Raw genomic sequence first — 24,942 nt, 5'->3', positions numbered from 1 at the left:
CAGTACGGCAAGCACGGGGAACACGGCGAAGGGGGCGGACCCGTCCGGCGGGCCCGCCCCCTTCCGGGCGGTCAGCGCGGCGGCGCCGGATGGCTCAGGCGCCGCTCGCGGCCGCGTCAGTCGTCAGCCGAGGCACCCGAGGCGCTGGCGGCGGACCGGCGGCGGATGAAGAAGACCGCGGCACCGCCGGCGACGAGCAGCGCGACCGCGATACCCGCGATCATGGCGGGGTTGCCGCTGCTGCTGCCGGTGTCGGCCAGGTCCGGGCCGGTGTCGCCCGCGGGCGAGGGCTCGTTGCTGTCGTCGTCCCCGATGGGCTCCATGCCGCCGTCACCGTTGGTGGAGCAGTCGAGGACGCCGGTGAACTCCCAGCCCTCGCCGCCATCGAGGCCGGCGATGGTGATCTCGTACGCCTGGCCGTCCTCGACGGGGACGGTCACGGTCTCGGAGCCGCCGGCCGGGATCTCGTACTCCTCGCCCTCCAGCTCGAAGACGAACGGCTCGTCACCCTCGTTGGTGGCGGTGATGTCCACGCCGCCCGCGGCGCAGTTCTCGTGCGCGGTCACGGCCGGGGCCGGGCCCTCGCTGGCCCAGTTGGCGGTCGCGGTCGCGGACACGGAGGCATCGGAGGAGCCGGCGAGGATCATCGTCTGGGTGACGGTGTCCACGCCGGTGAAGGCACGGCCGACCGGCACCGAGGAGGTCGCCGTCGCGGTCAGCGAAGCGCTGCCGTCCTCGGCGCCCTCGGGCACTGAGAAGTACAGCTCGCTGCCGTCGGTGACCGCGACGTCCTCGCTGATCGGCTCGCCGTTGGCGTCGACGATGGTCACGCCCTGCTCGGCGGCGGCCGCGTCCGGGGCCACGTACACGGCGTCGGCGCTGGTCTCGACCGTGACCGGGCCGATGATGCTGCCCGGCGTGCCGGAGACCTGCGACGGGTTGAGCTGGAGGGACGGGCTGGGCTCGGCCACGTCCTCGGCGGCCGAGAGCAGCCACTCGGTGAGCGCCTGGGCGTTCTCGTTCTGCGGCACGGCCTCGACACCGTCGGAGAGGTGCCAGATCGCGGCCTGCGTGCCGGCGGCAGCCTGCTCCTCGGTCAGCGACTCGGCGCCCGCCTCGGCGGCGAGGGCGTTGAGGTCGTCGACCACCGGGTAGGAGTTCTGGAGGATCCAGTTGATCTTGCCGGCGTCCGGGTTGTCGTGCAGCGTCGAGGAGTCCCAGCCGGTCTCCCGGTACTGCGTGCCGTTCTGGGCGGCGGTGCCGAAGTCGATGCAGTACGTCTGGTACGTGCCGCCGCCGTCGGCGGCCAGGTTGAACAGCCCGGCGCCGTAGGTGTGGGTCCGGCCGTCGACGGTGACGTCGACCCGGTCGTAGATCTGGAGGCCCTCCAGCGTGGCGGTGGCGCCGCCCGTGCCGGGGGCGTCAGCCGCGGCGGGCGCCGCGGTCGCTATCGCACCGGCCGCGGTGAGGCCCGCGGCGACGGCTGTGGCCGCACAGCGGGCAAGAACCCGCTTGCGCGCAAGCAACATGTGTGTCCCCTCCACAATGCCAGTGATCACAGGGCGCAGCCGTCTGTCCGGCCGCACGATTCTCACGTGTCCCCGTGCGTACGCTGGATCGTAGAGAGCGGAAAGCTCAATGTCCCCACCGCCCCCCGCTGTTACACGTTCCGAAGTTGAATCGTTACCTTCACACGGGGAGTTGGGCGCCGCCGGGCGGCCCGGCGGCCAGATGGTAGCGCTCGGCCGCCTCCTGATAGCGCATCAGCTCCGCGGCGACCGGTTCCAGCACGTGCCGGTGCCCCTGCTCGGCCGCCAGCCGCCGCAGCCGCGACTCCTCCTCGTGCCCGAAGGCGCGGGCCCCGCCGCGCGCGGCGACGCGGCAGGCCCAGGCCAGCAGCGGCCCGGCCAGCGCGCCGCCGGCGAGCAGCATGAACGGCAGCCAGCGGCCGACCACCGGCTGGGCGACGAGCGCGGTGACCAGCCAGCACAGCCCGAGCAGCTGGAGGCCCACGAGCCCGGCCTGCCCGGCGGCGGCGGCCGACCACCAGCGCGGCCGGGGCGCGATGCCGGTGGGCTGCGTCGCCAGCGCTTCGTCGAGGGCGGCAGGCAGGTCCGCGGCGCCGCGCCGCGCGGCCCGGGCGACCGCCTCGGCCCAGGGGCGCGGCAGGCCGCGCGCGGCGTCCTCGGCGAGGCGCCGCACGGCCTCCTCGATCGCCGGGCGGGAGACGGCGGGCGGCTGCGCGGCCCGCTGCCGCTTGGCCGCGAACGCGTGCGGCTCCCCCCGCCGTTCGGCCTGGTGCCAGGCGAGGCGGCGCAGCAGCCGCGCCCAGGGCGTGCCGCAGGCATGGTCGGCGCGGCGCAGCCAGGCGCGTTCGGCCGTCTCGCCCGCGGCGGGCGCCCCGACGGCGACGGCGAGGCGGTCCTCGAACTCCTGGCGGACCCGGGAGGTCAGCCCGGCCGGGGCGTCGCCGCCCGCGGGCACCAGGTGGGGCCGCAGCTGGCGGGTGAGGCCGTCGACGTCGGCGGCGAGGCGGCGCGCGGCGGTGGCGCGCGTGGACACCAGGTCGGCGATGTCGCGCCGCAGGTCGGCGATGCCTTCGCCGGTGAGCGCGGAGACGGCCAGCACCCGGGCGCCGGGCTCGCCGTGTTCGCCGAGCGGGACGCCGCCCTCGTCGAGCAGCCGGCGCAGGTCGTCCAGGACGGCGTCCACGGCGTCGCCGGGCAGCCGGTCGGCCTGGTTGAGCACGACGACGCTGACCTCGGCGTGCCCGGCGAAGGCCCGCAGGTAGCGCTCGTGGAGGAGGGCGTCGGCGTACTTCTCGGGGTCGGTGACCCAGATGATGGCGTCGACCAGTCCGAGCAGCCGGTCGGTCTGCTCCCGGTGGGCCGGGTCGACGGAGTCGAGGTCGGGCAGGTCGACGAGGATCAGGCCGCCCAGGGCGGGGTCGTCGCAGTGGGGGCGGCGGCGGAAGCGGGGTGCGATGCCGAGGCGTTCCAGCAGGCCCTCGGGGTTGTCGCCGCCGCGCGGGGTGTCCCACACGCACGACAGGGCGGTGGCGGTGGTGGGACGGCGCACGCCGGTCTCGGAGAGCTGGGCCCCGGCCAGGGCATTGAACAGGGACGACTTACCGCCGCCGGTGGCGCCCGCGAGGGCGACGGTGGTGAACGCGGCGGGCAGCCGGTCGCGGGCGGCGGCCTCGTCGAGGAGGCGGGAGGCGGCGTCCAAGGTCCCGGCGTCGAGGCGGGCGCCGGACAGGCTGACCAGGTCGCGCAGGGCCCCGAGCCGGGCGCGCAGCGTGCGCAGCTCAGGCGCGGGCTCGGACGTGCCCGGGGACATGCCCGGAGACGTGCCCGGAGACGTGGCCGGAGAAAAGCTCGTGTGCGGCATGGCGCACTCCTTCCCGGAGGATCGCGGGGAGCGGCGGTCAGTGAGGGAGGGCGGCGGGCTCGCGCCGGCCCGTGCGGACGGCGGACAGCGCGGCGACCAGATCCGCCTGCGGCCGGGGCGACAGGCCCAGGCCGTGCAGGGGCGCGGCGCAGCGCGTGCGTTCGGCGTCGAGGGCGGTGGAGACGGCGGAGGCCAGGAGCGCTGCGCCCTGGTCGCACATGCGGACGGTCTCGTCCGTGCCGAAGGCCCCGGCGAGGAGCTGGCGGGCGATGACGGAGGTGTCACCGCCGAGCAGGGCGACGGCGAGGACGGCGGCGGTCTCGGCGTCGTCGGCGCGGACGCCGCGGCGGCTCCTGGCCTCCTCGGCCAGTTCCTCCAGGCAGCGGCGCAGCCGCCGGACGCCGACGCCCAGGCGGGCCCGCAGTTCCCCGGCTCCGCCCGGCTGGTCGGGCGTGGCGGGCTCCGGGGCTCCGGGCGCGGCGCGCCAGGCGGCGGCGACGCGCTGCGCGGCGTCGGTGACGGCCTCGGCGAGCAGCCCGGTCAGGGCGGCGGCCAGAGCGCTGAGCAGCTCCTCGCCGCTGGCGTCGTCAGGGAAGGCGAGCCACTGGGCGCGCACGTCGCCGGTGACGAGGCCGCCGGTGTCCAGGCAGTCGCGCACCCGGTCGCGGGCGGCGGTGAACGCCTCGGTGACGTGCCGGTCGAGCCGGACGGCCGCGCCGTACTGGGCGGCGCTGGCGGCGGCCAGGGAGATCACCCGCGGCCGCAAGGAGGCCAGGGCGCCGGTGGCGGTGCGGGCGGCCGCGGCGGCGCGCGCGACGGGGTCCTGCGCGCGCCGCGTCAGCCACTCGCGGAGCCCGGCCACGGCGGTGGCGGGCAGCAGGCCGGAGCCGCCGCGCGCGGACTCGGGAAGCTCGGGGACGGTGAACCGCGGCACGCCGCCGAGCCCGGCCTCGTCGAGCAGCGCGGCGTAGTGGCGGGTGACCTCGGTGGCGATCTGGTGCGGCACCCGGTCCAGGACGGTGACGAGCGTGACGTCGTACTCGCGGGCGCTGCGCAGCAGGTGCCAGGGCAGGGCGTCGGCGTACCGGGCGGCGGTGGTGACCAGCACCCACACGTCGGCCGCGCAGATCAGGTCGGCGGCCAGGTCGCGGTTGCCCTGCACGACGGAGTCGATGTCGGGCGCGTCCAGCAGGGCGACGCCGGGCGGCACGGCGGGCTCGGCCACGACGGCGAGGGCGGGCGGCCCGTCGGGGCTGGGCCGCGTCACGCGCTCCAGCTGCGGCAGCACCCGCCGGGAGGCGAACCACTGCCGGTCGCGGGGATGGCAGACCAGGACCGGCGCGCGGGTGGTCGGACGGAGGACCCCGGCTTCGGTCACTCTCCGTCCCACCAGAGAATTGACGAGTGTTGACTTTCCCGCACCGGTTGATCCGCCGACGACGGCGAGCAGCGGTGCCTCCGGCTTGCGCAGCCGGGGCAGCAGGTAGCCGTCGAGCTGTGCCAGCAGCTCCGCGCGCGTGCGCCGGGCGCGTTCCGCACCCGGAAGGTCCAGGGGGAAACGCGCTGCGGCGAGACGCTCGCGCAGCAGAGTCAGCGCGTCCAGCAGTTCGGGCCGTGCGTCCAAGATCGCCACATGCGCAGAATGCCCGCTTTAGGGGCGTTTCCCAAGCATATTGCGCCGAACGCACCACACCACTGGCGCGTTCCGCCAGATCCGGCACGCCCGAGGCATAACGACTGCGCAACACCCCTCGGGCGGAGCTGCAAAACCGCTGCGCTCATCGCATTCGCCTGCGATTATCAGGTCTGCTTCACTGGATCTCCACACGAGGGTGCTGCCGTGAAGCAACAGGGACGGTCCTCTCGAAGCCCTATCCTGTGCCCGACGAGGTAGAGAGGGGCGCCGTCCCGCACAGCAGGCACGACAGAGGAGACCGGCCCCCGTAGCTCAGCGGATAGAGCAGGTGCCTTCTAAGCACTTGGCCGCAGGTTCGAGTCCTGCCGGGGGCGCCACGCCGGGCCGCCGCGCCGGGCCCGCCCGCCGCCGCGTTGCCGCACCTCAGCGGCGGCGGACCGGCCCGGCCCCCTCCCCCCTCTCTCACACCCGTGTCCCTCCCGGCTCAGCCCAGCCGCCCGCACCCCGGTAACCGCGCCGCGCGACGATCACCCGGCCGGGCGCGGCAACACCGCTGGTGCACGACGCATCGAAAGTAGTCGACCGCAACACCACCCGCCTGCACACCGTGCACTTCTTCCCGGATCCCGCACGGCCGGGCGAGTTCATGCACCCGTTCATGGGCGCCATCGAATTTGCGGACAGCAAGGACCACCCGCAGCTCCAGGTGGCGGACTGGGCTGCGGGCGCGACGCGCCAGTGGGCACAGCGGATGGCAAGTGGCGGCGGGGACCAGTTCTCGCGCGACCTGGAGCCGCTTGCCCGACCCTGGCTCATCGACGGCATATGGCCGGCTCCCATGGAGGGCTCAAGGGCATGATGGCGACGAGGAGCGCCTGCAGGATCTGGACAGACGCCCCTGAAGCCGGAGTCGAGGGCCCGCACATGAGCGGCTCGTCCCCCGAGTGCCTCGCGATCGAAGGCCTCGCCGGCTTCTCCGTCAGCCAGGTGACGACGCCCCTGCGTTTCCCTCATAGCGACGCCGACGGCGGCTCGTCCCGGAACGGACCTTGCAGCTTGCCGAGTGACCGGCGGAGGCAGGAACGACTGCGGCGGAGCCGCCGGGAGGCTTCCGGACAGCCCCGCCTGCGAGCACCGCTCAGACCGGGACGGCAGCGGTCACCGGCTCGGTCTCTGCCGCGCCACGGGCGGCAAGGTAGCGCTCGGCGTCCAGCGCCGCGGCCGCGCCGGTTCCGGCAGCGGTGATGGCCTGGCGGTAGGTGTGGTCGACGACGTCGCCGGCGGCGAACACCCCGGGCAGGCTGGTACGCGTAGACGGGGCGGCGACCCTGATGTAGCCCTCGGCATCGAGGTCGACCTGGCCGGTGAACAGCTCGGTGCGCGGGTCGTGGCCGATCGCGATGAACAGGCCCGTCACGTCCAGATCGCGGGTGGCGCCGGTGAAGGCGTCGCGCAGGACGACGCCGCTGAGCATGCCGTCCTTCTCCTTGATCTGAACGATCTCGCTGTCGAAGGCGAAGGAGATCTTGTCGTCGGCGAACGCCCGGTCCTGCATCACCTTGGAGGCGCGCAGGGTGGAGCGGCGGTGGACGACGGTGACGGAGCGGGCGAAGCGGGTGAGGAAGGTGGCTTCCTCCATGGCGGTGTCGCCGCCGCCGACCACGACGATGTCCCGGTCACGGAAGAAGAACCCGTCGCAGGTCGCGCACCAGGACACGCCCCGCCCAGAGAGTTCATCCTCCTTCGGCAGGCCGAGCTTGCGGTAGCCGGAGCCGGTCGCGATGATCACCGTCTTCGCGCGGTGCACGGTGCCCGCGGAGTCGGTGAGGAGCTTGATGTCACCGGTGAGGTCGACCTCGACGATGTCGTCGTCGATCATCTCGGCGCCGAACTTCTCGGCCTGGGCCCGCATGTTCTCCATGAGGACGGGGCCGTCGACGCCGTCAGGGAAGCCGGGGAAGTTCTCCACCTCGGTCGTCGTCGTGAGCGATCCGCCGACGAAGATGGAGCTGCCGAACAGCAGGGGCCTCAGCTGGGCGCGGGCGGTGTAGAGCGCGGCGGTGTATCCGGCAGGGCCGGAGCCGATGACGACGACCTCGCGTATCTCGCTCACGCCGTCGCCTCCGGCTTCGCCGGGGCGATCTCGGCGATCAGGCCCTCCACCAGGGTCTTGATCTCGTCGCGGATCGGGCGTACGGCCTCGACGCCCTGGCCGGCCGGGTCGTCCAGCTTCCAGTCCAGGTAGCGCTTGCCGGGGAAGACGGGGCAGGTGTCGCCGCAGCCCATGGTGATGCACACATCCGACTCGCGGACCGCGTCGACGGTAAGGATCTTCGGCGTCTCCTGGGAGATGTCGATACCGACCTCGGCCATGGCCTCGACGGCGGCCGGGTTGACCTGGTCGCCCGGGTTGGAGCCGGCGGAGCGGACCTCGACGCGGTCGCCGGCCAGGTGGGTCAGCCACGCGGCGGCCATCTGGGAGCGACCGGCGTTGTGGACACAGACGAACAGGACGGACGGCTTGTCGGCCATGGTGATCGTTCTCTCTCGTCGCATGGCGGAACCCAGCCGCCAATGACTTCAGCCCTCGCTGGTATCAGCGAGTGGTGATGTGAGAGTATCAGCGCATGCTGACTTCAGTCGATCCTGACGTGATCCGGGTGCTGGGCGATCCGCTCCGCCTGAAGATCGTGACCCTGCTCGCGCGCGAAACGCTCTGCACGACGCACCTGGTCGAGGAGACCGGAGCCAAGCAGACCAACCTGTCCAACCACATGAAGGTGCTGCGCGAGGCCGGGATCGTGGAGACCGAGCCGTGCGGTCGTTTCACCTACTACAAGCTCAAGCCCGAGGTCCTGGCCGGCCTGTCCGAGCAGTTTGCCGCGCTTGCCGAGTCTGCCCGCACCGCCGCCGAGAACAAGAGGGCCTGCCCGTGACCTCCACCGAGCCCACCACCGCCCTCACCCAGAGCGCCGACGCGGCCGGGGACGACTCGATCGTCAAGAAGCTCTCCACACTCGACCGCTACCTCGCGGTGTGGATCCTGCTCGGCATGGCCGTCGGCCTGGGCCTGGGCCGGATCGTCCCGGGCATGAACGACACGCTCGCGAAGATCGAGATCGGCGGTATCTCCCTGCCGATCGCGCTCGGCCTGCTGGTCATGATGTACCCGGTCCTGGCCAAGGTCCGCTACGACCGGCTCGACCGCGTGACCAGCGACAAGAAGCTGATGGTTTCCTCGCTGGTCATCAACTGGGTCGTCGGCCCTGCGGTGATGTTCGCCCTGGCGTGGATCTTCCTGCCGGACCTGCCCGAGTACCGCACCGGCCTGATTATCGTCGGCTTGGCCCGCTGTATCGCCATGGTCATCATCTGGAACGACCTCGCCTGCGGCGACCGCGAGGCCGCGGCCGTCCTGGTCGCCCTCAACTCGGTGTTCCAGGTGATCGCGTTCGGCCTGCTGGGCTGGCTCTACCTCGACCTGCTGCCGCGCTGGATGAACCTCGGCGACGGCCAGGGCCTGGACGTCTCCGTCTGGCACATCGCGCTAAACGTCATCATCTTCCTCGGCATCCCCCTGCTGGCCGGCTTCCTCACCCGCCGCATCGGCGAGCAGAAGCTGGGCCGCGCCGACTACGAGGCGAAGTTCCTTCCGAAGATCGGCCCGTGGGCCCTGTACGGGCTGCTGTTCACGATCGTCATCCTCTTCGCCCTCCAGGGGAAGACGATCACCTCGCAGCCGTTGGACGTCGCCCGGATCGCGCTGCCGCTGCTGGTGTACTTCGCGGTCATGTTCTTCGGCACCTTCCTGCTCGGCAAGGGCCTGGGCCTGGCGTACGACCGCACCGCAACGCTGGCGTTCACGGCGGCGGGCAACAACTTCGAGCTGGCCATCGCGGTCGCCATCGCAACCTTCGGCGTCACCTCCGGCCAGGCCCTGTCCGGCGTCGTCGGCCCGCTCATCGAAGTCCCGGTGCTCATCGGCCTGGTCTACGTCGCGCTCGCCTGGCGCAGGAAGTTCTCCGCCGATGCGGTGACGACCGCGCCGTGACCCAGCACACGGATGTGGTGGTGGTCGGCGGCGGCCAGGCAGGACTCGCCGCCGGCTACCACCTACGCCGCCAGGGCCTCGACTTCGTGATCCTGGACGCCGGCACAGCTCCGGGCGGGTCCTGGCAGCACATGTGGGACTCCCTGCACCTGTTCTCCCCAGCCGAGCACTCCTCACTGCCCGGACGGCTCATGCCCGCCCAGCCCGGCGAGACCTACCCGGACGCCAGGCACGTGGTGGACTACCTCACCGACTACGAGAAGCGCTACGACCTGCCCGTCCAGCACGGCACCCCTGTGCAGGCCGTACGCCGTGACGGCGAGAGGCTCCTGGTCGAGGCGGACTCCGGCACCTGGCGGACCCAGGCGGTCATCAGTGCAACCGGCACGTGGTCGCGGCCCTTTCTCCCCGCCGTCCCCGGCCGATCCGTCTTCGCCGGGCGGCAGCTGCACACGGTGAACTACCGCTCCCCGGCCGACTTCGCCGGGCAGCGCGTCATCGTGGTCGGCGGTGGCAACTCCGGCGCCCAGATCGCAGCCGATCTCACCTTGGACGGACGTGCCGAAGTGACCTGGGTGACCCAGCGCCCACCGCGGTTCCTTCCGGACGACATCGACGGCCGCGCCCTGTTCGATGTCGCTACCGCCCGCCGCCGCGCTCTCGACGCCGGCCGCGACGACACCGGCGGGGTGGCTTCACTCGGCGACATCGTGGCCGTGCCGCCTGTCCGCGCCGCTCGCGGCGCCGGACGCCTGCAGGCGAGGCCCATGTTCACCCAGCTCACCACCGACGGCGTCCGGTGGGCCGACGGCAGCGGGATAGGCGCTGATGTGGTCATCTGGTGCACCGGCTTCCGCCCAGCCCTTCCTCACCTCGCTCCGCTGGATTTGCGCGGGCCGCGCGGCCGCATCCCCACTGACGGCACACATGCCCTGGGCGAGCCGCGGCTGCACCTGCTCGGCTACGGCGACTGGACCGGCCCGGCCTCCGCCACCCTCATCGGCGTCGGCCGCACCGCCCGGGACGCCGTCCGGGAGGTCGTCGGCCTTTTCACGTAGGCGCCGGAGCGGCCGCCTCGCTGTCACCACCCTGTTCACCGGTTGCGTACAGCTCCCGCTTGTCAGTGACACCAGCGACAATTCCTTCCGACAGCGCTGTGGGGCAGGGGGATGCGCAAGCATGCAGACAGATGACTTCTTCCGCGGCAGGCCCGATGAGCGTGTATAAGGACCCGCTGCCGCTACAGGGCCTGACCTGGCGGCAGATGGTCACCTGGTGGCAGGCGCACCACATGCCGGACGCCGCGGAGCCAGAGGCCGCCGATGCGCTGTACAGGCGGCTGTACCGCTCACTGGATTCCCTGCCGGAGCAGACGGTTCTGCGCACGTACTGCGCCCGCTACGCCGAACCCGACGGGTTCGACCTGCCCGCCCTCATTCCGCAGGTCTACCTGCACTACGACCCCTACACCCGCAAGAGCAGCGGACGCAGCGGGGCCCTGCACCGCGAGCGCATGGACTTCCTGCTGCTCGCCCCCGACCGCTCCCGAATCGTGATCGAGGTCGACGGCGCCCATCACTACGGCATCAAGAACCCCACCGGGCCAGACGGCCGCACCACCTACACCGCCTCGCCCAAGCTGTACTCCGAGATGGTCGCCGAGGACCGCCGCCTGCGGCTGGCCGGTTATGAGATCTACCGCTTCGGCGGCTGGGAACTCACCCGGCCCGACAGCCCGCAGCTCATCTCCGACTTCTTCACCGAGCTCCTCAACCGCCACAAGAAGCCGACGCCGTAACGACGGCACGCACCGCTTCAGTAGCCGGCCGTGTCCATGGCCTCGATGTACTCGATCTGCCAGTTCTCGTACTCTCCGAGATGAGACGAGTAACCGCCCCACAGCAGGTGCGCGAGCTTGTGCAGCTCGTTCACCTGCTCATAGAAGTTGACGTTCTGCTGCACGGGCCGGGCGGGAGCCCGGCCGGCGCCGTGGCCGACCACGGCGTACCGGTAGGTCTCCCCCGTCGCATCCTCGCTGTCCAGCCAGTTCAGTTGACTCCAGGACTCCGGGTCGATGCGCTGTTCCACCTTGGGCAGGTCCAACAGGGCCAGGTACCGGTTGAGGCAGTCCGCCAGTCTCCTGATGTTGTGCGTGCGCAGACGCTTGTCCAACTGGTCGGGGCTGAGGTCCTCTTCTCCTGTGTAGCCCTCGCGCAGCGCGCACTGGGCGGCCTTGCGGATCAGCCACTTCAGCGACAGCTCGATGCTGTGCCGGTAGTTGTAGAGGATTGGGAGGGGCAGCAGGTCGTCCGGGCCATGGGCGACCCAGTGTCGGGCGGCGGTCTCAGCCACTCGCAGATAGCCGCCTGCAAGGGCGAGATCGTCCTCGCTGTCACCGCCCCAGACGGCGATCTCGGCATTCGCCCAGCGGGGCCGGGGCAGGCTCAACCGGTCTTCTGCTTCCTCCATCCCGTCAGGATGGCAACTGCCCGCCTCGTCCACTACCGCTTTTGGCAACTGTCCAGCGCCGTAACCACCCTGGGCACTTCGGCGGGCGTCCGGGTGTAGTCATGCCGCAGCCGATGCACCGATCAGGAGTCGGCCCATGGCGGCGAGCACGGACGGCTCGACACGGTAGTACACCCAGGTGCCGCGCCGCTCGGAGGTGAGCAGCCCGGCTTCCTTGAGCTTCTTCAGGTGGTGGGAGACGGTGGGCTGGGAGACGCCGACGTCTGAGATGTCGCAGACGCACGCCTCCCCGCCCTCGTGCGAGGCCACCGCAGAGAACAGCCGCAGCCTCACCGGGTCACCGAGGGCCTTGAACATCCGCGCTGCGGTCTCGGCCTCCTCAGCGGTCATCGGGCGCTCGGTCAGTGGCGGGCAGCACGGCGCCACACCCTGACCGTCGGCTTCGAGCAGCGGCAGCACCTTGGCATTCGACATGCGTCTATGTTGACACATATCGAACCAGCACGGGGAGGTCCATCACCGGCGTGAGAGATAGGCGGCCAGACGCCGGGCGATGCGCTCCGCGTCCCGGCCCACTCCGCGCAGCGAGTTCGACGACAGGCTGCGCTGCCATTCCAGCCCGACGAAGGCCAGGCCCGGCACACCGGTGGCCAGGCCCTCGCGGTGCCGGGGGTTCCCTTCGGCGTCGAGAGCGCCGTCGAGGCCGGCGAGGTAGGGCAAGTCGGGGCGGTAGCCGGTGGCGAGCACGATCGCGTCGACCTCCTCCCGCTGCCCGTCCGGCCAGACGAGCTTGGTTCCGTCGGCGCCGGTGAACATCTCTCGCCGCTCGGGCCGTCCGGCGGCCAGGGCGGCCCGATAGCGGCCGTCGTCGAGGACCGGCTGCGCCGGCGGGCGCGCAAGGAACCGGCCGAGGGGTGCGGTGTCCAGGCCGGTGCGGGCCGTCCAGAAGTGCAGGTCTCGGCCCAGGATGCGCTGGGCTGCGAACTTCACCGGGGCGCGGGTGGCGAGCGTGACGCGTGCGGTTTTGGCGAGCTCGGCGGCGATCTGCACCGCGGAGTTCCCGGCCCCGACCACGACCACCCGGCGACCGGCGAACGGGGCCGGGCTGCGGTAGTCGGCGGCGTGCAGCACCTGCCCGGTGAACTCCTCCAGACCCGGCAGCGCGGGCCGATGCGGGTGACCGAACGTCCCGGAGGCCGCCACGACGGCCCGCGCGGACAGCCGACCGCCGCCCTCCAGCTCCACTGCGAAGTCGTCGCCGGTGCGGCGGACCGCGGTGACGCGGCAGCCGGTGCGGATCTCGGCGTCCAGGCGGTCGGCGTAGGCGGTGAGGTAGGCGACGACCTCGTCGCGGTGCGGGTAGCGGTCGCGGTCGGCGCCGGGGAACGGCATCCCGGGCAGGGAGCTGTACCGGGCGGGCGAGAACAGCGTGAGGCTGTCGTAGTAGTGCGGCCAAGACCCGGCCGCACGGTCGGACGCCTCCAGCACCACCGGCCGCAGCCCGCGCCGCAGCAGCGCATGGGCGGTGGCGAGGCCGGACTGGCCGCCGCCGATCACGGCGACGTCAATGTGCTCCATCAGCGAATCCCCTGGGTTCGATGAATGTCTATGTTGACGCTCATCAATACAGGTGTCATGCTGGGCCGCGCAAGCCATCGACAGATGTCGAAACACGCAAGGAGTCGCCGTGAACGCGCCCGCCACCACCGAGTTGCCCGTCGTCGTGATCGGGGCCGGCCCCGCCGGTCTGGCCGCCGCCGCCCACCTGGTCGACCAGGGCATCGAGCCCCTGGTCCTGGAGGCCGGGCCTACTGCCGGCGCCGCGGTGCGCGAGTGGTCGCACGTGCGGCTGTTCTCCACCTGGGGTGAGGTCGTCGACCCGGCCGCCGAGAAGCTCCTGGCCCCCACCGGATGGACCCGCCCCGACCCGGCCACCTACCCCTCCGGCGGCGACTGGGCCGACCTTTACCTGCAGCCGCTCGCCGACGTACTCGGCGACCGTGTCCACACCGGCGCCACCGTCACCGGTGTCTCGCGTACCGGCCGGGACCGGATCGTGGACGCCGACCGCGAGGCCCAGCCGTTCGTCGTGCACGTCGCCCACACCGACGGCCGTGAGGAGCGCCTCTTCGCCCGCGCTGTTATCGACGCCTCCGGCACCTGGGCCACGCCGTCCCCGGCTGGTGGCAGCGGACTGCCCGCGCTCGGTGAGAAGGCCGCTGCGGACCGGATCACCTACCGCGTCCCGGACCTGAAGGACCCCGCCGTCCGTGCCCGGTACGCGGGCAAGCGCACCGCTGTGATCGGCTCGGGCGCCTCCGCGTTCACCGCTCTCGCCTACCTCGCCGACCTCGCCAAGTCCGACGACGGCTCGGGCACGAAGGGCGTGTGGATCCTGCGCCGGGGCATCTCGGGCTCCACCTTCGGCGCTGGCGAAGCCGACCAGCTCCCGGCGCGCGGCGCCCTGGGCCTGGCGGCGAAGGCCGCCGTCGACGAGGGCCACGCGGGCGCGGTCACCGGCTTCCGCACCGAGGCGATCGAGCGGGCGGACGACGGCCGCCTGGTCCTGGTCGGCGAGGACGGTCGCCGTCTGGACCCGGTCGACGAGGTGATCGTGCTGACCGGCTTCCGCCCCGACCTGTCCTTCCTGGACGAGCTGCGTCTGGGCCTCGACGAGCGCCTCCAGGCGCCCGTGGCCCTGGCTCCGCTGATCGACCCCAACCAGCACTCCTGCGGCACCGTCTACCCGCACGGTCACCGCGAGCTCTCCCACCCCGAGCAGGGCGTGTACCTGGTCGGCATGAAGTCCTATGGCCGCGCCCCGACGTTCCTGGCGATGACCGGGTATGAGCAGGTCCGCTCCGTCGCCGCCGCGATCGCCGGTGACCTCAACTCCGCCGACCGCGTGGAACTCACTCTGCCCGAGACCGGAGTCTGTGGCGGCGCCGGCCTGTTCGACGCGCCCGACGCCGCTGAGGCCGACGGCGGCGGCTGCTGCGCGCCCGCACGGCAGCTCGTCCAGCTCGGCGCCCCCGCCACGGTCGGGGCGGCGGCCGAGGAGGCCCCGGCAGGCGGCTGCTGCGGCTCGTGACCAGCCTGGGCACCCCCGCACGTGGGGCCGCGACCGGAACAGGGTCCTCGGGCAACGTACGGGGCCGGTGATCGCTGACGCCGGTGCCACGGCGCTGATGTGGCTGGTGCCGTGCGGCAGCGGCCTCGGTGTCAGCGAGGGCCTGATCCTGGTGCCCCCGGCCGACGCGCTGGACGGGCAGCGCGGACGCCGCCCCTGGTGGGTCGTACCCCCGCGCGACGACTGCCTGACCGACCCGCTGCTGCTGCGCGACGCCGTACGGGCGCGGGCAGGGAACCTGTGGGCGGTGCCCCGTGACTAACCACCCCGGTACGCCCCGCGCTTTGGCGTGCTGCCCGCTGTGCGGCATCCCGGAAGACAGGCAGGCCGAGGGGAAGCGGCACTCCTGCCAGCCCACCCCACAGCTGTTCGCGCTGCTGGACTACCACCTCGGCGGCGACCCAGCCACCGCCCCCGCCCGCCAGGCCATCGCCCGCGCCCGCCACAGACTCCACACCGCACTACAAGAAGCCGGACTCGACCCGAACGACGCCAGACCGTACGCAACCGCCGACAATGCACCCGCGACAGCCTGCGCGCTCTCGTCCACACCGCTGTAGACATCGTCGCCCGCGCCGCCGCAGAAGTAGAGGCCGCCACCGAACCTCACGATCGCCGCTAACAACCACCGGGCACCGCCATGACCACGTTGGCAAACCCCATACCAACCACAGGGACCGCCCCCTCGTCCGCTCGTTGCCCACGCCCCTGCACGTGCTATACGTTCCCCATGCCCAGCCAACGTTTTTCAGCGACACTCCGGGGTTCGCTGCACAACCGCCGGTCCGCTGAAAAACCAACCCCGCCACACCCGGCTGACAACCTCATCACCAGGGCCTTTACCCTGGGGTCCTCATCGCCCCTTCGAGAGGTAGCAGCCCGCCGCTGCCCACGGAAACGCCGCATGACGCGCACGTCCTCATCGCCCCTTCGAGAGGTAGCAGCAGAGCACAGGCGCCGGTACCGAGACGGGAGCGCGGCGCATCGTCGTCGTTTCTTGGGCAGGCAGCAGCATGACTCCGCTGCGCTCCTGGAGTCCGGTAGATGCCTGTGTGAGTAGGCAGTCGAAAGGCTGAGTTCCGGAGAAGTGCCATCAGCCAACGACGGATTCCGGTGGGGCCATGCGGACGGAATGGCACTGATCCGGGGCTGTGCGCGGGTCAGAAGGTCAGGGACCAGTAGGAGAGGGTGCCGTCGTCGGTGGGGTGGGTGTCCTCAATGAACAGCGTCCAGGTACCGTTCACGTCGACCGACGACAGATCGAGCTCGAAGTCGCCCTGGTCCGGCGGGTCCAGGTCAAAGTAGGTGCCGTCGGGAGCGAACAGTTCCATGGTGAGATCGCCGAAATAGGTGTGGCTGATGTCCACGTACACCCGCACCGAGTCGGCGGTGCCCATGCCCGAGACGTCGATCGTCGACTCGACCGCCTCGTCGAAGGTGATGTCGGCGGACGACCCGTTGGTGAATTCGCGTGCGCTATCCGCTGCCTGCCCGATGGCGTCTTGCGTCCCCGTGTTGAAATGCAGTGACCAGCCGTTGAGGGTGCCCTCATCCGCGGACAGCTGGTCCTCGATGCGCAGCGTCCAGGTGCCGTTCACCTCGGTGACCGCCGAGGCGTCCAGGGCGTACGTCTGCTGGTCCTCCACCACGATGATCGTGAAGGGTGTGCCGTCGGGGGCGTAGAGGCGGACGTCGAGGTCGCCGAAGTAGCTGTGTTCGAGGTCGATGTCGACCTCCAGCTCCGCGGCGTCGTCGCCGTCCACGCCGGACACCTCGATCGTGGACTCGATCGTTTCCCGGTCAGGGATGTCCACGGCCGTGGTGTTGCTGAACTCCGTGCCTGAGCCACCGCCCTGGTTGACCAGGATGACAGCGACCGTGCCGACGCCGATGACGAGGGCGGTCAGCGGCAGCCACAGCCGTACCGCCCGGCCCCGCCGGGAGCCCTGGTGCGGAGTACCCACAGGCGGGACGGCCGGAGGCGACGCCGGCCACGCCTGCGGCGACGTATAGGACGTCGTCGTGGACGACGCGTAGGGCGAGACAGCCGTGGGCGAGACAGCGGTAGGCGCGGGAACGGTGGGCGCGGGAGCGGTGGGCGGCTCGGGCGGCGGCGGAGTCGATGGCCGAGGTGGAGTCGACGGCGGAGGCGGAGTTGACGGCGGAGCGGGAGGCGGCGGTGTGGCGGGCTTCTCCAGAACGACCGCCGTCGGCTCGGCGTCGGGACGCGGCTGCGGGCCGGACTGCGGCAGGCCGTTGAGCAGCTCGAACGCCTCGGCAACGGTCGGCCGGTCCTCGGGCTCCTTCGCCAGCAGACGCGAGATCAGCGGTGCCAGCGGCTCTCCGCGCTCCAGCGGCGGAGGCTCCTCATAGGCGACGGCGTGCAGCGTCGCGGGCGTGGATTCGCGGTCGAACGGCGACACGCCCTCAACGACTTCCTGGAGTGTCACGCCGAGGGAGAACAGGTCGCTGGAAGGCCCTCCCTTCGCTCCCCGTACGCGCTCCGGCGCCATGTAGGGGACGGATCCGATCACGCCGCCGGTGACTGTGAGGGAAACATCCTCCTCATGGGTGGCGATCCCGAAGTCGGTCAGCAGAATGCCGCCGTTGTCAGCCAGCAGCACATTGGCTGGCTTCACGTCACGGTGAACGACGCCCGCCTCGTGCGCCGCACCGAGCGCACTCAGCAGCGCACGGGCTATGTCCGCGGTCTCACTCACCGACAGCGGACCCGACTCCCGCAACCGCGCGCTCAGCGTCTTGCCGACGACGAGCTGCATCACAATCCACGGAATCTCATCCTCGACCAGCACATCGTGAACGCTGACGATGTGCGGATGATCCCGCAGCCGCGCAGCGTTCAGCGCCTCACGCTCCGAACGCCTCAGCCGCTCCTCCCGCTCGGCGGCAGAAGCCGTCGAGGGCAGCAGCAGGCATTTGAGCGCGACATCGGTCCTCAGCCGCTGGTCACGACCCTTCCAGACCCTGCCGAAACCGCCCCGGCCCAGCTCCTCGATCAGCTCGTACCGGCCGCCGATCAGCCGCCCCCGTTCAACGGCACGATCCATGCCCGGCACTCCCACGTGATCGAACATCGAAACAGGCCAACAGAGTAGAGCACACACCCCAGCCCAGATGTCTTTCCTCACTGCCCGCGGACAGGCTGAGGTCTTGCGTCGGCACGAGTGAAAAAGGCCAACGGGGTGTTGAGGTGACGTCCCGTTGAGTCGGCTCGGCCGCGGTGTGCCAGACGCGGCGCCGGAAGCGGGATCCGGGTTCGTGGCGTCCGAGGGGGCGCTTTGCGGCCATGACCATGTCATCCTGACGGGAACTGGACCGGCTCCGGTTCCGACTGCTGATCGGGGCGCTCCTCGCCCCGGAACGGTCGTCTCCACGGTAAGGAGCACGCTCGATGGCCGCGTCGCCCAGCTCACGCCCGCACCGGGAGTGACCCCGTCATGCTCGTCGGCTGGGCGGTGCGGGCGCTGCGGACCCTGGTGTTCGCGGCCGTGTGCGTCGTGCTCACCGGCGCCGGCCACGTCCTCCGCTCCGGCCGTCCGGTGCCGCTGCCGGCGCTGGTGCTGGCCTTCGCCGCGACGGCCTGCGGCACCTGGTGGCTGACCCGGCGCCAGCGCGGCCCCGCCGCCGTGGTCGGCGCCGCGCTGGCCACGCAGGGCCTGCTCCACCTGGCCTTCTCCTTCGCCCAGGCGCACGCGGCGCCGCCGGTGGCGCCGGCGGCGCCGCACCCGCCGCACGGCGCCATGGCCATGGACCACCTCGCCGCGTCCGCGCAGCCGTTCGCCGACGGGCACGGCGACCCGGGGATGGCCGCGGGCCACGCGCTGGCGGCGCTCATCAGCGCGGTGTGGCTGTGGGGCGGCGACCGGGCGGTCTTCCGGCTGCTGCGCGCGGCCGCGCGCCGGGTCGTGACCCCTCTCCTGCGCCTGCCCCGCCCGCGTCCGGCGCCCGCGCCGCCCGCGCCGGCGGGGCGCGCCACGGAGTCCGCCGTCGGGCCGTACCCGCCGCTGCTGCTCGCCGCCGATCCGTCGCGGGGCCCGCCGCCGGTGCCCGCTGTCGCCTGACAGCACGGCGCCATCCCGGGGACCGCGCGGCGCGGCCCGCCCGCCGGGCCGCCGCGTGCTTCCCGACCGCCCCACCGGCACGTCCGTCAGGGGGCGCGGACCTGCCGGTCCAGCGAAGGACTCATCACCGTGGACTTCCTCTCATCACGCCGCGCTGCCCGCTGCCGGAACGACGCCGCGATCACCAGCTGGGCCCTGGCCGCCAGGACCGGCGACCGGCGGGCGGTGGAGCGCTTCGTCAGGGCCACCCGCGCGGACGTCCGCCGTTACGTCATCCATCTCACGGGCGAGCCGCAGGCGGCCGATGACCTGACGCAGGAAACGTTCCTGCGCGCCCTGCGCAGCCTGCCCCGCTTCCAGGGCAGGTCGTCCGCCCGCACCTGGCTGCTCGCCATCGCCCGGCGCACGGTCGCCGACCGCGTCCGCTACGAACGCGCCCGCCCGGCGCTCGTCTCCACCGACGAGTGGCTCGCGGTCGCGGAGGCCGCGCAGCGCCGGGACGCGCCCGGGTTCGAGGAGGGCGTCGCCCTCGGCGAGCTGCTGGACGCGCTGCCGCCGGAGCGCCGCGAGGCGTTCCTGCTCACCCAGCTGCTGGGGCTGCCGTACGCCGAGGCCGCCTCGGTCGCCGACTGCCCGGTCGGCACCGTGCGTTCGCGCGTCGCCCGGGCCCGGCAGGACCTGGCCGCGCAGCTCGGGGCGTAACGGCCCCGGCGGACCGGCGGCGGGGCTGGTGCCGTGCGGCGACGCCCGGCACCAGCCCCGTCCTCATTAGTGACCCAGGTCACATATACGCCGCGGGAACTGGCCCCTGCCAGGGGCCGACGACTGTCACGGCACGACCCCAGCGACAGGAGCACCGCAATGGCGACCGAGACGTCTGTCGGCACCCCGCCAGGAGACCCGTCCCCGACCGCACCGGAACGTCCCTCCCTGACGTCCGTGCTGCGCTCGCTGCTGCTGCGGCTGCACTTCTACGCCGGAGTGTTCGTCGCCCCGTTCCTGCTGGTGGCGGCGGTCAGCGGGCTGCTGTACGCGCTCTCCCCCCAGGCGGAGCGGATCGTGTACGACCACGAGCTGCGCGTGCCCGCCGGGGAGGAGGAGCTGCCGCTGTCGGAGCAGATCGCCGCCGCGCGCGCCGACTATCCCGAGGGAGAGATCTCGGCGATCCGCCCCTCGCCGAAGGAGGGGGAGACGACCCGCGTGCTGCTGAGCGGCGTCCCCGGGGTGACGGAGGGGCACACCCTGGCCGTCTTCGTGGACCCGTACACGGCCGAGGTGCGCGGCGCGCTGGAGCAGTACGGCACCTCCGGGGCGCTGCCGCTGCGCACCTGGATCGACGAGCTGCACCGGGACCTGCACCTGGGGCAACCCGGGCGGATGTACAGCGAGTTCGCCGCGAGCTGGCTGTGGATCATCACCGGGGCCGGGCTGGTGCTGTGGCTGGGCCGGGCCCGGGCGCGGCGGAAGGTCCGGGGAACGGCGGGGCGGCGGCGCCTGCTCGGGCTGCACGGCACGGTCGGCGTCTGGGCCGCGGTGGGGCTGTTCTTCATCTCCGCGACCGGGCTGACGTGGTCCACCTACGCCGGGTCCCGCGTCGAGGAGCTGCGGACCTCAATCGGCCAGGCCACGCCGGTCGTTGCCACGGACACCGGGCACGCCGGGCACGAGGGGCACGGTTCGGACGGCGGGCACGCCGGGCACGAGGGCCACCAGGGCCACGAGGGCCACGAGGGCCACGGCGGCGCGTCCGGCGGGGAGATGGCCGCCGAGGGCGTCGGCGTGGATGACGTACTGAGCGCCGCGCGCGCCGAAGGGCTGTCCAACCCGGTGGAGCTGGTGCCGCCGGCCGACGAGAACACCGCCTGGGTGGTGCAGCAGATCCAGCGCAGCTGGCCGGAGAAGCAGGACGCCGCCGCCATCGACCCGGCCACCGGGGAGGTGCTGGACGTGGTGCGGTTCGCGGACTACCCGCTGCTCGCCAAGCTCGCCCGGTGGGGCATCGACCTGCACATGGGCAGCCTGTTCGGCTTGCCCAACCAGATCGCTCTGGCGCTGCTGGCGGTCTCGCTGATCACGCTGATCGTCCTGGGCTACCGCATGTGGTGGCGGCGGGGCCGGGCCGGGGCGTTCGGCCGGCCGATACCGCGCGGGGCGTGGCGGCAGATGCCGCGGCCGGTGCTGCTCGGGCTGGTAGCGGGGCTGGTTCTCCTGGGCTGGTTCCTGCCGCTGTTCGGCATCCCGCTGGCCGCGTTCCTGCTGGTGGACGTCTGCCTGGGCTGGCGCGCCCGGCGGCGGGCGGCGGCGGCCGCGAACGGCGGCTGACGCGGCGGGCGGGACGCGGTCCGCGGCCGTCCGGACGACGCGGCGCGCTGCGGCGCCAGTTGCGGTGAACGAACGGGACGGGGGACATCCGGCCCCCCCGTGACCGGACGTCCCCCGTCCTTCGCCGGGCGGCGTGATCAGGCCGCCCGCAGATGCACGAGGGCGCTGACGGCACCCGGGCCCCAGAAGCTGAAGACGGCCCGGTCGCCCTCGTGACAGGCCCACCGGCTCGAGTTGTACTGACCCGTGTCGAACAGGACTTCTACCTTCGCGCAGCCGCCGTTGGCGTCGTCGTCTTCGACCCAGCCCAGGACACGCGCCCCACTCGGAAGCCGGTACTCGGTGATGGCGGCGTAGCCGCCCGGAACGTGCATCGAGTAGTTCTGGCAGGACGAGGCCATTACCTCCTCCATCGTGTGGTCGGCTCCGCGTCCGCCCGCGTCGCTGCGGGCGGACGCCTTCTCAGGCGGCGTGTACCTGGTCATGACGGCTGACCCTTCTCTTGGGGGCCGCACGCACTCGACTGTGGGGCACCGGCCTTGCGAGGATCTTCCGCAGATCATGAATCCGCAGGCAGACGTGCCCGCGGACGGGGTGGCGGAGAGTGAGGGGTGCAGGGTGACGGTCAGCTTCCGTCTGCTGGGCGGCGTGGACGCGGACCTGGACGGCCGCCCGCTCGGCGGCCTCGGCCACGCCCGCCAGCGGCTCGTACTCGCCGCGCTGCTCCTCGACGCCAACCGCGCGGTCACGGCCGAACAGCTCATCGACCGGGTCTGGGCGGACCGCCCGCCGCAGCGGGCCCGCAACACTCTCTACAGCTGCCTGTCCCGGCTCCGGCAGGCCCTGGCGCCGGCGCGCGCCGAGGTCGGCATCGAGCGCCGCCACGGCGGTTACCTGCTGGCCGTCGACCCGGAGACCGTCGATGTGCACCGCTTCCGCCGCCTGGTCGCGCGGGCGCACGCGGCCGGCGACGACGACCGCGCCACCGCGCTGCTGGAGCAGGCGCTGCGGCTGTGGCGGGGCGAGGCGTTCGGCGGCGCCGACACCCCGTGGTTCAACGCCCAGCGCGACGCGCTCGCCCAGGACCGTCTCGCGGCCCAACTCGACCTGGGCGACATCCGGTTACGGCATGGCCACCACGCCCGGATGCTGGCCGAGCTGTCCGAACGGGCCGAGCGGCACCCGCTGGACGAACGGGTCGCCGCCCAGCTGATGCTGGCGCTCCACCGCAGCGGCCGGCCCGCCGACGCTCTGCGCCACTACGAGGCCCTGCGGCGCCGCCTGGCCGAGGAACTGGGAACCGACCCCGGCGCCGCCCTGCAGACGCTGCACCAGCAGATACTCCGCGGCGATCCCGCGCTCGCGCCGCCCCCGCCGCCCGCCTCCCCCTCCCCGGCCACCGCCGCCGCACCGGCCGCGCGGCCGCCGCTGGCGCCCCGTCAGCTGCCGGCCGCGCCGCGTGCGTTCGTCGGCCGGGACAGCGAACTCGCCTGGCTCAGCGAGACCCTGGCCAGCGGCGGCGGCCAGCCGGGCGCGGTGGACATCGCCGTCCTGACCGGCGCCGGCGGCATCGGCAAGTCCTGGCTGGCGCTGCGCTGGGCACACCTCAACCTCGACCGTTTCCCCGACGGCCAGCTGTACGCCGCCCTGCGCGGCTTCGACCCAGCGGGGCAGCCGCCCACGCCCGGCGCCGTCATCCGCGGCTTCCTCGACGCCCTGGGCGTGCCACGCACCGACATCCCCCGTGACGAGGACGCGCAGGCGGGGCTGTACCGGTCGCTGCTGGCGGGGCGGCGCGTGCTGGTCGTGCTGGACAACGCCCGTGACACCGCGCAGGTGCTGCCGCTGCTGCCCGGCAGCGCCGGCTGCGCCGTGCTGGTGACCAGCCGCAGCCAGCTCGGCGGCCTGGCGGCCACGCACCGGGCACGCCACCTGGCGCTGGACACGCTCCCGGACGCCGAGGCCCGCCAGGTCCTCACCCACGAGATCGGCCCCGACCGGGTGTCGGCCGAGCCCCAGGCCGTGACGACGCTGCTGCGGCGGTGCGCCGGCCTGCCGCTGGCGCTGGGCATCGTCGCCGCCCGCGCGGCCACGCACCCGGACTTCCCGCTGGCCGCCCTGGCTGACGAACTCGACGACGCCACCACCCGGCTCGACGCCCTGAACGCCGGGGACCTCACCGCCGACCTGCGCGCGGTCTTCGAGGCGTCGCACCGCGACCTGGACGACGACGCGGCCCGGCTGTTCGCGCTGCTCGGCCTGGCGCCCGGGCCCGACATCAGCCTCCCGGCGGCCGCCTCCCTGGCCGGGCTGCCGCTCCCCGCGGCCCGGCGTCTGCTGACGTCCCTGGAGGCGGCGCACCTGGTCCGGCAGGACGAGCCGAACCGTTTCCGCATGCACGACCTGATCGGCCTCTATGCCGCCGAGCGCGCCCACGCCCTGCCCGCCGGGCACCGGGACGCGGCGCTGCACCGGCTGGCCGACTTCTACCTGCACACCGCTCACGCCGGGGCGCGGCTGCTGTACCCGAACCAGGACCTGCCCTCGCTGGGGCGCGCCCGCCCGGGCGTCACGCCGGAGCGGCCGGCCGGCCAGGCGGCGGCGCTCGCGTGGTTCACGGCGGAGCGCCCGGTGCTGCTCGGCGTCCTGGAGACGGCGATCAGCGCCGGGTTCGACGAGCACGCCTGGCGGCTGGCCGGAACGCTGGAGACGTTCTTCGACTACCAGGGCCACTGGCACGACTGGGTGGACAGCCAGCGTTCCGCGCTCCAGGCCGCCCGCCGCCTGGGCGACCTGCCGTGGCAGGCCAGCACCCACCTCAGCCTGGGCCGGGCGCTCACCACCCGCGGCGACATCGAAGACGGCGAGACGCACTTCCACTGCGCCCTGGAGATGTACGAGCGGCTGGCTGACCCGGTCAACCAGGCCCACACCCACCGGGGCCTGGGCTGGGTGTACGCGCTGCAGGACCGGAACGAGGACTCGCTGCGCCACGGGGTCCGGGCCCTCAGGCTCTACCGGCAGGCCGGCCACCGGCCGGGCATGGCGATGGCGCTCAACAACGTCGGCTGGCTGCACGCGGTCCTCGGCGAGTACGAGCAGGCACTCGACTACTGCGCCCAGGCGGTGGCACGCAACCGGGAGATCGGCAACCGGCACGCGGAGGCAGGCGCCTGGGACAGCCTCGGCTACGCCCACCACCACCTGGCCCACTACGCCGAGGCCGTGCGCTGCTATCAGCGCGCCCTCGGTCTGGTGCGGGAGTTCGGCGACCGGGACGGCGAGATACAGATCCTCCACCACCTCGGCGACACCCACCTCGCCGCGGGCGACCGCGACGCCGCGGAACGCACCTGGCGGGAGTGCCTGTCGGCCGCCGAGGAGATCGGCCACCCCGCCGCCGGGAAAGTCCGCACCAAGCTGGCCGGGCTGACAGAGACGTGACGGCCAGTCAGCTCGCTGCCGGGCTTGCCGGACGTTGCGGGGTGGCTGCGGCCCACTCGTACGGCCGGCGTTCACCGCGAACCGGCCGCCCGTCCCCGGGCTTGCCTGGCCTGGGGAGTTCCCACGTGTCCGGCCGGCCGAGACGAGGGGCGGAGACGGCATGGACGACGGAGCACGGCGCGTCCCGGACGCTGCCGAGGGCGGCATGGGCTGGTGGGGGAAGCATTTGGGAGAGCTTCAGGACGAACGGCAGTGTGGCACCCGAGGTGACCTGGCAGACAGGCAGCTGCGGCGCCGGAGACGGCGGCCAGTGCGTGGCGGTCGCGGCCACGGCGGCGACCGTGCACGTCCGCGGCTCCAAGCGCCCCGGCGGACCCGTACTCACCGTCCCGTCCGCCGGAAGGGGCGCAGTTCATCC

The 24,942-nt window shown here is 72.8% G+C and carries 21 protein-coding genes, 1 tRNA gene and 1 pseudogene; 13 read left to right on the top strand and 10 right to left on the bottom strand.

The window, feature by feature from the left end:
* Positions 1–116: 116 nt before the first annotated feature.
* From JK356_RS07275 to JK356_RS07265, 3 genes are all read right to left on the bottom strand, one after another.
* Positions 117–1,529, bottom strand: coding sequence for a thioester domain-containing protein (locus JK356_RS07275; RefSeq protein ID WP_201866713.1), 1,413 nt, complete (start codon positions 1,527–1,529; stop codon positions 117–119).
* 160 nt (positions 1,530–1,689) lie between these two features.
* Positions 1,690–3,390: a GTPase gene (locus JK356_RS07270; RefSeq protein WP_201866712.1), complete on the bottom strand. Its 1,701-nt coding sequence runs from the start codon at positions 3,388–3,390 to the stop codon at positions 1,690–1,692.
* Positions 3,391–3,427: 37 nt separating this feature from the next.
* Positions 3,428–5,023 (bottom strand): dynamin family protein, encoded by a 1,596-nt coding sequence (locus tag JK356_RS07265; RefSeq protein WP_201866710.1) that lies wholly within the window; start codon positions 5,021–5,023, stop codon positions 3,428–3,430.
* A gap of 304 nt (positions 5,024–5,327) precedes the next feature.
* On the opposite strand from JK356_RS07265, the gene JK356_RS07260 reads away from it, so the two are divergent.
* Positions 5,328–5,403 (top strand) — tRNA-Arg (locus JK356_RS07260).
* A gap of 179 nt (positions 5,404–5,582) precedes the next feature.
* The gene (locus tag JK356_RS07255; RefSeq protein ID WP_201866708.1) at positions 5,583–5,885 is read left to right on the top strand and encodes a DUF3800 domain-containing protein; all 303 of its coding nucleotides are present in this window, start codon (positions 5,583–5,585) and stop codon (positions 5,883–5,885) included.
* A 279-nt stretch (positions 5,886–6,164) separates the two neighbouring features.
* On the opposite strand, the gene trxB is transcribed toward JK356_RS07255, so the two are convergent.
* Both trxB and JK356_RS07245 read right to left on the bottom strand, forming a co-directional pair.
* Positions 6,165–7,139, bottom strand: coding sequence for a thioredoxin-disulfide reductase (trxB, locus tag JK356_RS07250; RefSeq protein WP_201866706.1), 975 nt, complete (start codon positions 7,137–7,139; stop codon positions 6,165–6,167).
* Positions 7,136–7,558, bottom strand: coding sequence for an arsenate reductase ArsC (locus tag JK356_RS07245; RefSeq protein WP_189896938.1), 423 nt, complete (start codon positions 7,556–7,558; stop codon positions 7,136–7,138). The genes trxB and JK356_RS07245 overlap by 4 nt, the downstream gene beginning before the upstream one ends.
* A 95-nt stretch (positions 7,559–7,653) precedes the next feature.
* Here JK356_RS07245 and JK356_RS07240 point away from each other — a divergent pair, with 95 nt between their 5' ends.
* From JK356_RS07240 to JK356_RS07225, 4 genes are all read left to right on the top strand, one after another.
* Positions 7,654–7,962, top strand: coding sequence for a helix-turn-helix transcriptional regulator (locus JK356_RS07240; RefSeq protein ID WP_201866705.1), 309 nt, complete (start codon positions 7,654–7,656; stop codon positions 7,960–7,962).
* Positions 7,959–9,077 (top strand): ACR3 family arsenite efflux transporter, encoded by a 1,119-nt coding sequence (gene arsB, locus JK356_RS07235; RefSeq protein ID WP_201866704.1) that lies wholly within the window; start codon positions 7,959–7,961, stop codon positions 9,075–9,077. Before JK356_RS07240 ends, arsB begins: the two co-directional genes overlap by 4 nt.
* Complete coding sequence (locus JK356_RS07230; RefSeq protein WP_307815443.1) at positions 9,074–10,135, top strand: ArsO family NAD(P)H-dependent flavin-containing monooxygenase; 1,062 nt, start codon at positions 9,074–9,076, stop codon at positions 10,133–10,135. Before arsB ends, JK356_RS07230 begins: the two co-directional genes overlap by 4 nt.
* Before the next feature lie 155 nt (positions 10,136–10,290).
* Positions 10,291–10,875, top strand: a complete 585-nt coding sequence (locus tag JK356_RS07225) for a hypothetical protein (protein WP_236670860.1) — start codon at positions 10,291–10,293, stop codon at positions 10,873–10,875.
* Between the two features lie 17 nt (positions 10,876–10,892).
* On the opposite strand, the gene JK356_RS07220 is transcribed toward JK356_RS07225, so the two are convergent.
* The 3 genes from JK356_RS07220 to JK356_RS07210 all read right to left on the bottom strand — a co-directional run bounded on the left by JK356_RS07220 (position 10,893) and on the right by JK356_RS07210 (position 13,124).
* On the bottom strand, positions 10,893–11,546 hold the full coding sequence (locus tag JK356_RS07220; RefSeq protein WP_201866703.1) for a hypothetical protein: 654 nt from the start codon (positions 11,544–11,546) through the stop codon (positions 10,893–10,895).
* Between the two features lie 99 nt (positions 11,547–11,645).
* Positions 11,646–12,020, bottom strand: a complete 375-nt coding sequence (locus tag JK356_RS07215; protein ID WP_189896538.1) for a helix-turn-helix transcriptional regulator — start codon at positions 12,018–12,020, stop codon at positions 11,646–11,648.
* Positions 12,021–12,062: 42 nt separating this feature from the next.
* Positions 12,063–13,124, bottom strand: coding sequence for an NAD(P)/FAD-dependent oxidoreductase (locus JK356_RS07210; RefSeq protein ID WP_201866702.1), 1,062 nt, complete (start codon positions 13,122–13,124; stop codon positions 12,063–12,065).
* 109 nt (positions 13,125–13,233) lie between these two features.
* Here JK356_RS07210 and JK356_RS07205 point away from each other — a divergent pair, with 109 nt between their 5' ends.
* Together JK356_RS07205 and JK356_RS07200 are read left to right on the top strand one after the other, a co-directional pair.
* Complete coding sequence (locus JK356_RS07205; RefSeq protein WP_201866701.1) at positions 13,234–14,637, top strand: NAD(P)-binding domain-containing protein; 1,404 nt, start codon at positions 13,234–13,236, stop codon at positions 14,635–14,637.
* Positions 14,638–14,704: 67 nt separating this feature from the next.
* On the top strand, positions 14,705–14,938 hold the full coding sequence (locus tag JK356_RS07200; RefSeq protein ID WP_201866700.1) for a hypothetical protein: 234 nt from the start codon (positions 14,705–14,707) through the stop codon (positions 14,936–14,938).
* Between the two features lie 898 nt (positions 14,939–15,836).
* On the opposite strand, the gene JK356_RS07195 is transcribed toward JK356_RS07200, so the two are convergent.
* Positions 15,837–17,744, bottom strand: coding sequence for a protein kinase (locus tag JK356_RS07195; RefSeq protein WP_201866699.1), 1,908 nt, complete (start codon positions 17,742–17,744; stop codon positions 15,837–15,839).
* Between the two features lie 390 nt (positions 17,745–18,134).
* On the opposite strand from JK356_RS07195, the gene JK356_RS07190 reads away from it, so the two are divergent.
* From JK356_RS07190 to JK356_RS07180, 3 genes are all read left to right on the top strand, one after another.
* On the top strand, positions 18,135–18,758 hold the full coding sequence (locus JK356_RS07190; RefSeq protein ID WP_201866698.1) for a hypothetical protein: 624 nt from the start codon (positions 18,135–18,137) through the stop codon (positions 18,756–18,758).
* Positions 18,759–18,887: 129 nt separating this feature from the next.
* A complete protein-coding gene (locus tag JK356_RS07185; protein ID WP_307815442.1) occupies positions 18,888–19,460 on the top strand; it encodes a sigma-70 family RNA polymerase sigma factor in 573 nt (190 codons plus the stop codon).
* A 159-nt stretch (positions 19,461–19,619) separates the two neighbouring features.
* Positions 19,620–21,080: a PepSY domain-containing protein gene (locus tag JK356_RS07180; protein ID WP_201866697.1), complete on the top strand. Its 1,461-nt coding sequence runs from the start codon at positions 19,620–19,622 to the stop codon at positions 21,078–21,080.
* A 137-nt stretch (positions 21,081–21,217) separates the two neighbouring features.
* On the opposite strand, the gene JK356_RS07175 is transcribed toward JK356_RS07180, so the two are convergent.
* Positions 21,218–21,565 carry a hypothetical protein gene (locus JK356_RS07175; protein ID WP_201866696.1) on the bottom strand — a complete coding sequence of 116 codons (348 nt, stop codon included), beginning with the start codon at positions 21,563–21,565 and terminating at the stop codon, positions 21,218–21,220.
* Positions 21,566–21,641: 76 nt separating this feature from the next.
* Between JK356_RS07175 and JK356_RS07170 the strand changes: the two genes are divergently transcribed.
* Both JK356_RS07170 and JK356_RS22520 read left to right on the top strand, forming a co-directional pair.
* Entirely contained in the window at positions 21,642–24,524 is a 2,883-nt protein-coding gene (locus JK356_RS07170) for a BTAD domain-containing putative transcriptional regulator (RefSeq protein ID WP_201866695.1), read from the top strand.
* Positions 24,443–24,910, top strand: a pseudogene (locus JK356_RS22520) (DUF397 domain-containing protein); the annotation flags it as partial. The gene JK356_RS07170 and the pseudogene JK356_RS22520, both read left to right, overlap by 82 nt.
* Positions 24,911–24,942: the final 32 nt, after the last annotated feature.

It is taken from the genome of Streptomyces sp. 7-21 (genome assembly GCF_016741785.1).
Taxonomy (GTDB): Bacteria; Actinomycetota; Actinomycetes; order Streptomycetales; family Streptomycetaceae; genus Streptomyces.
The sequence above is the reverse complement of the archived record's forward strand: the minus strand, read 5'-3'. Positions and strand labels throughout refer to the sequence as shown.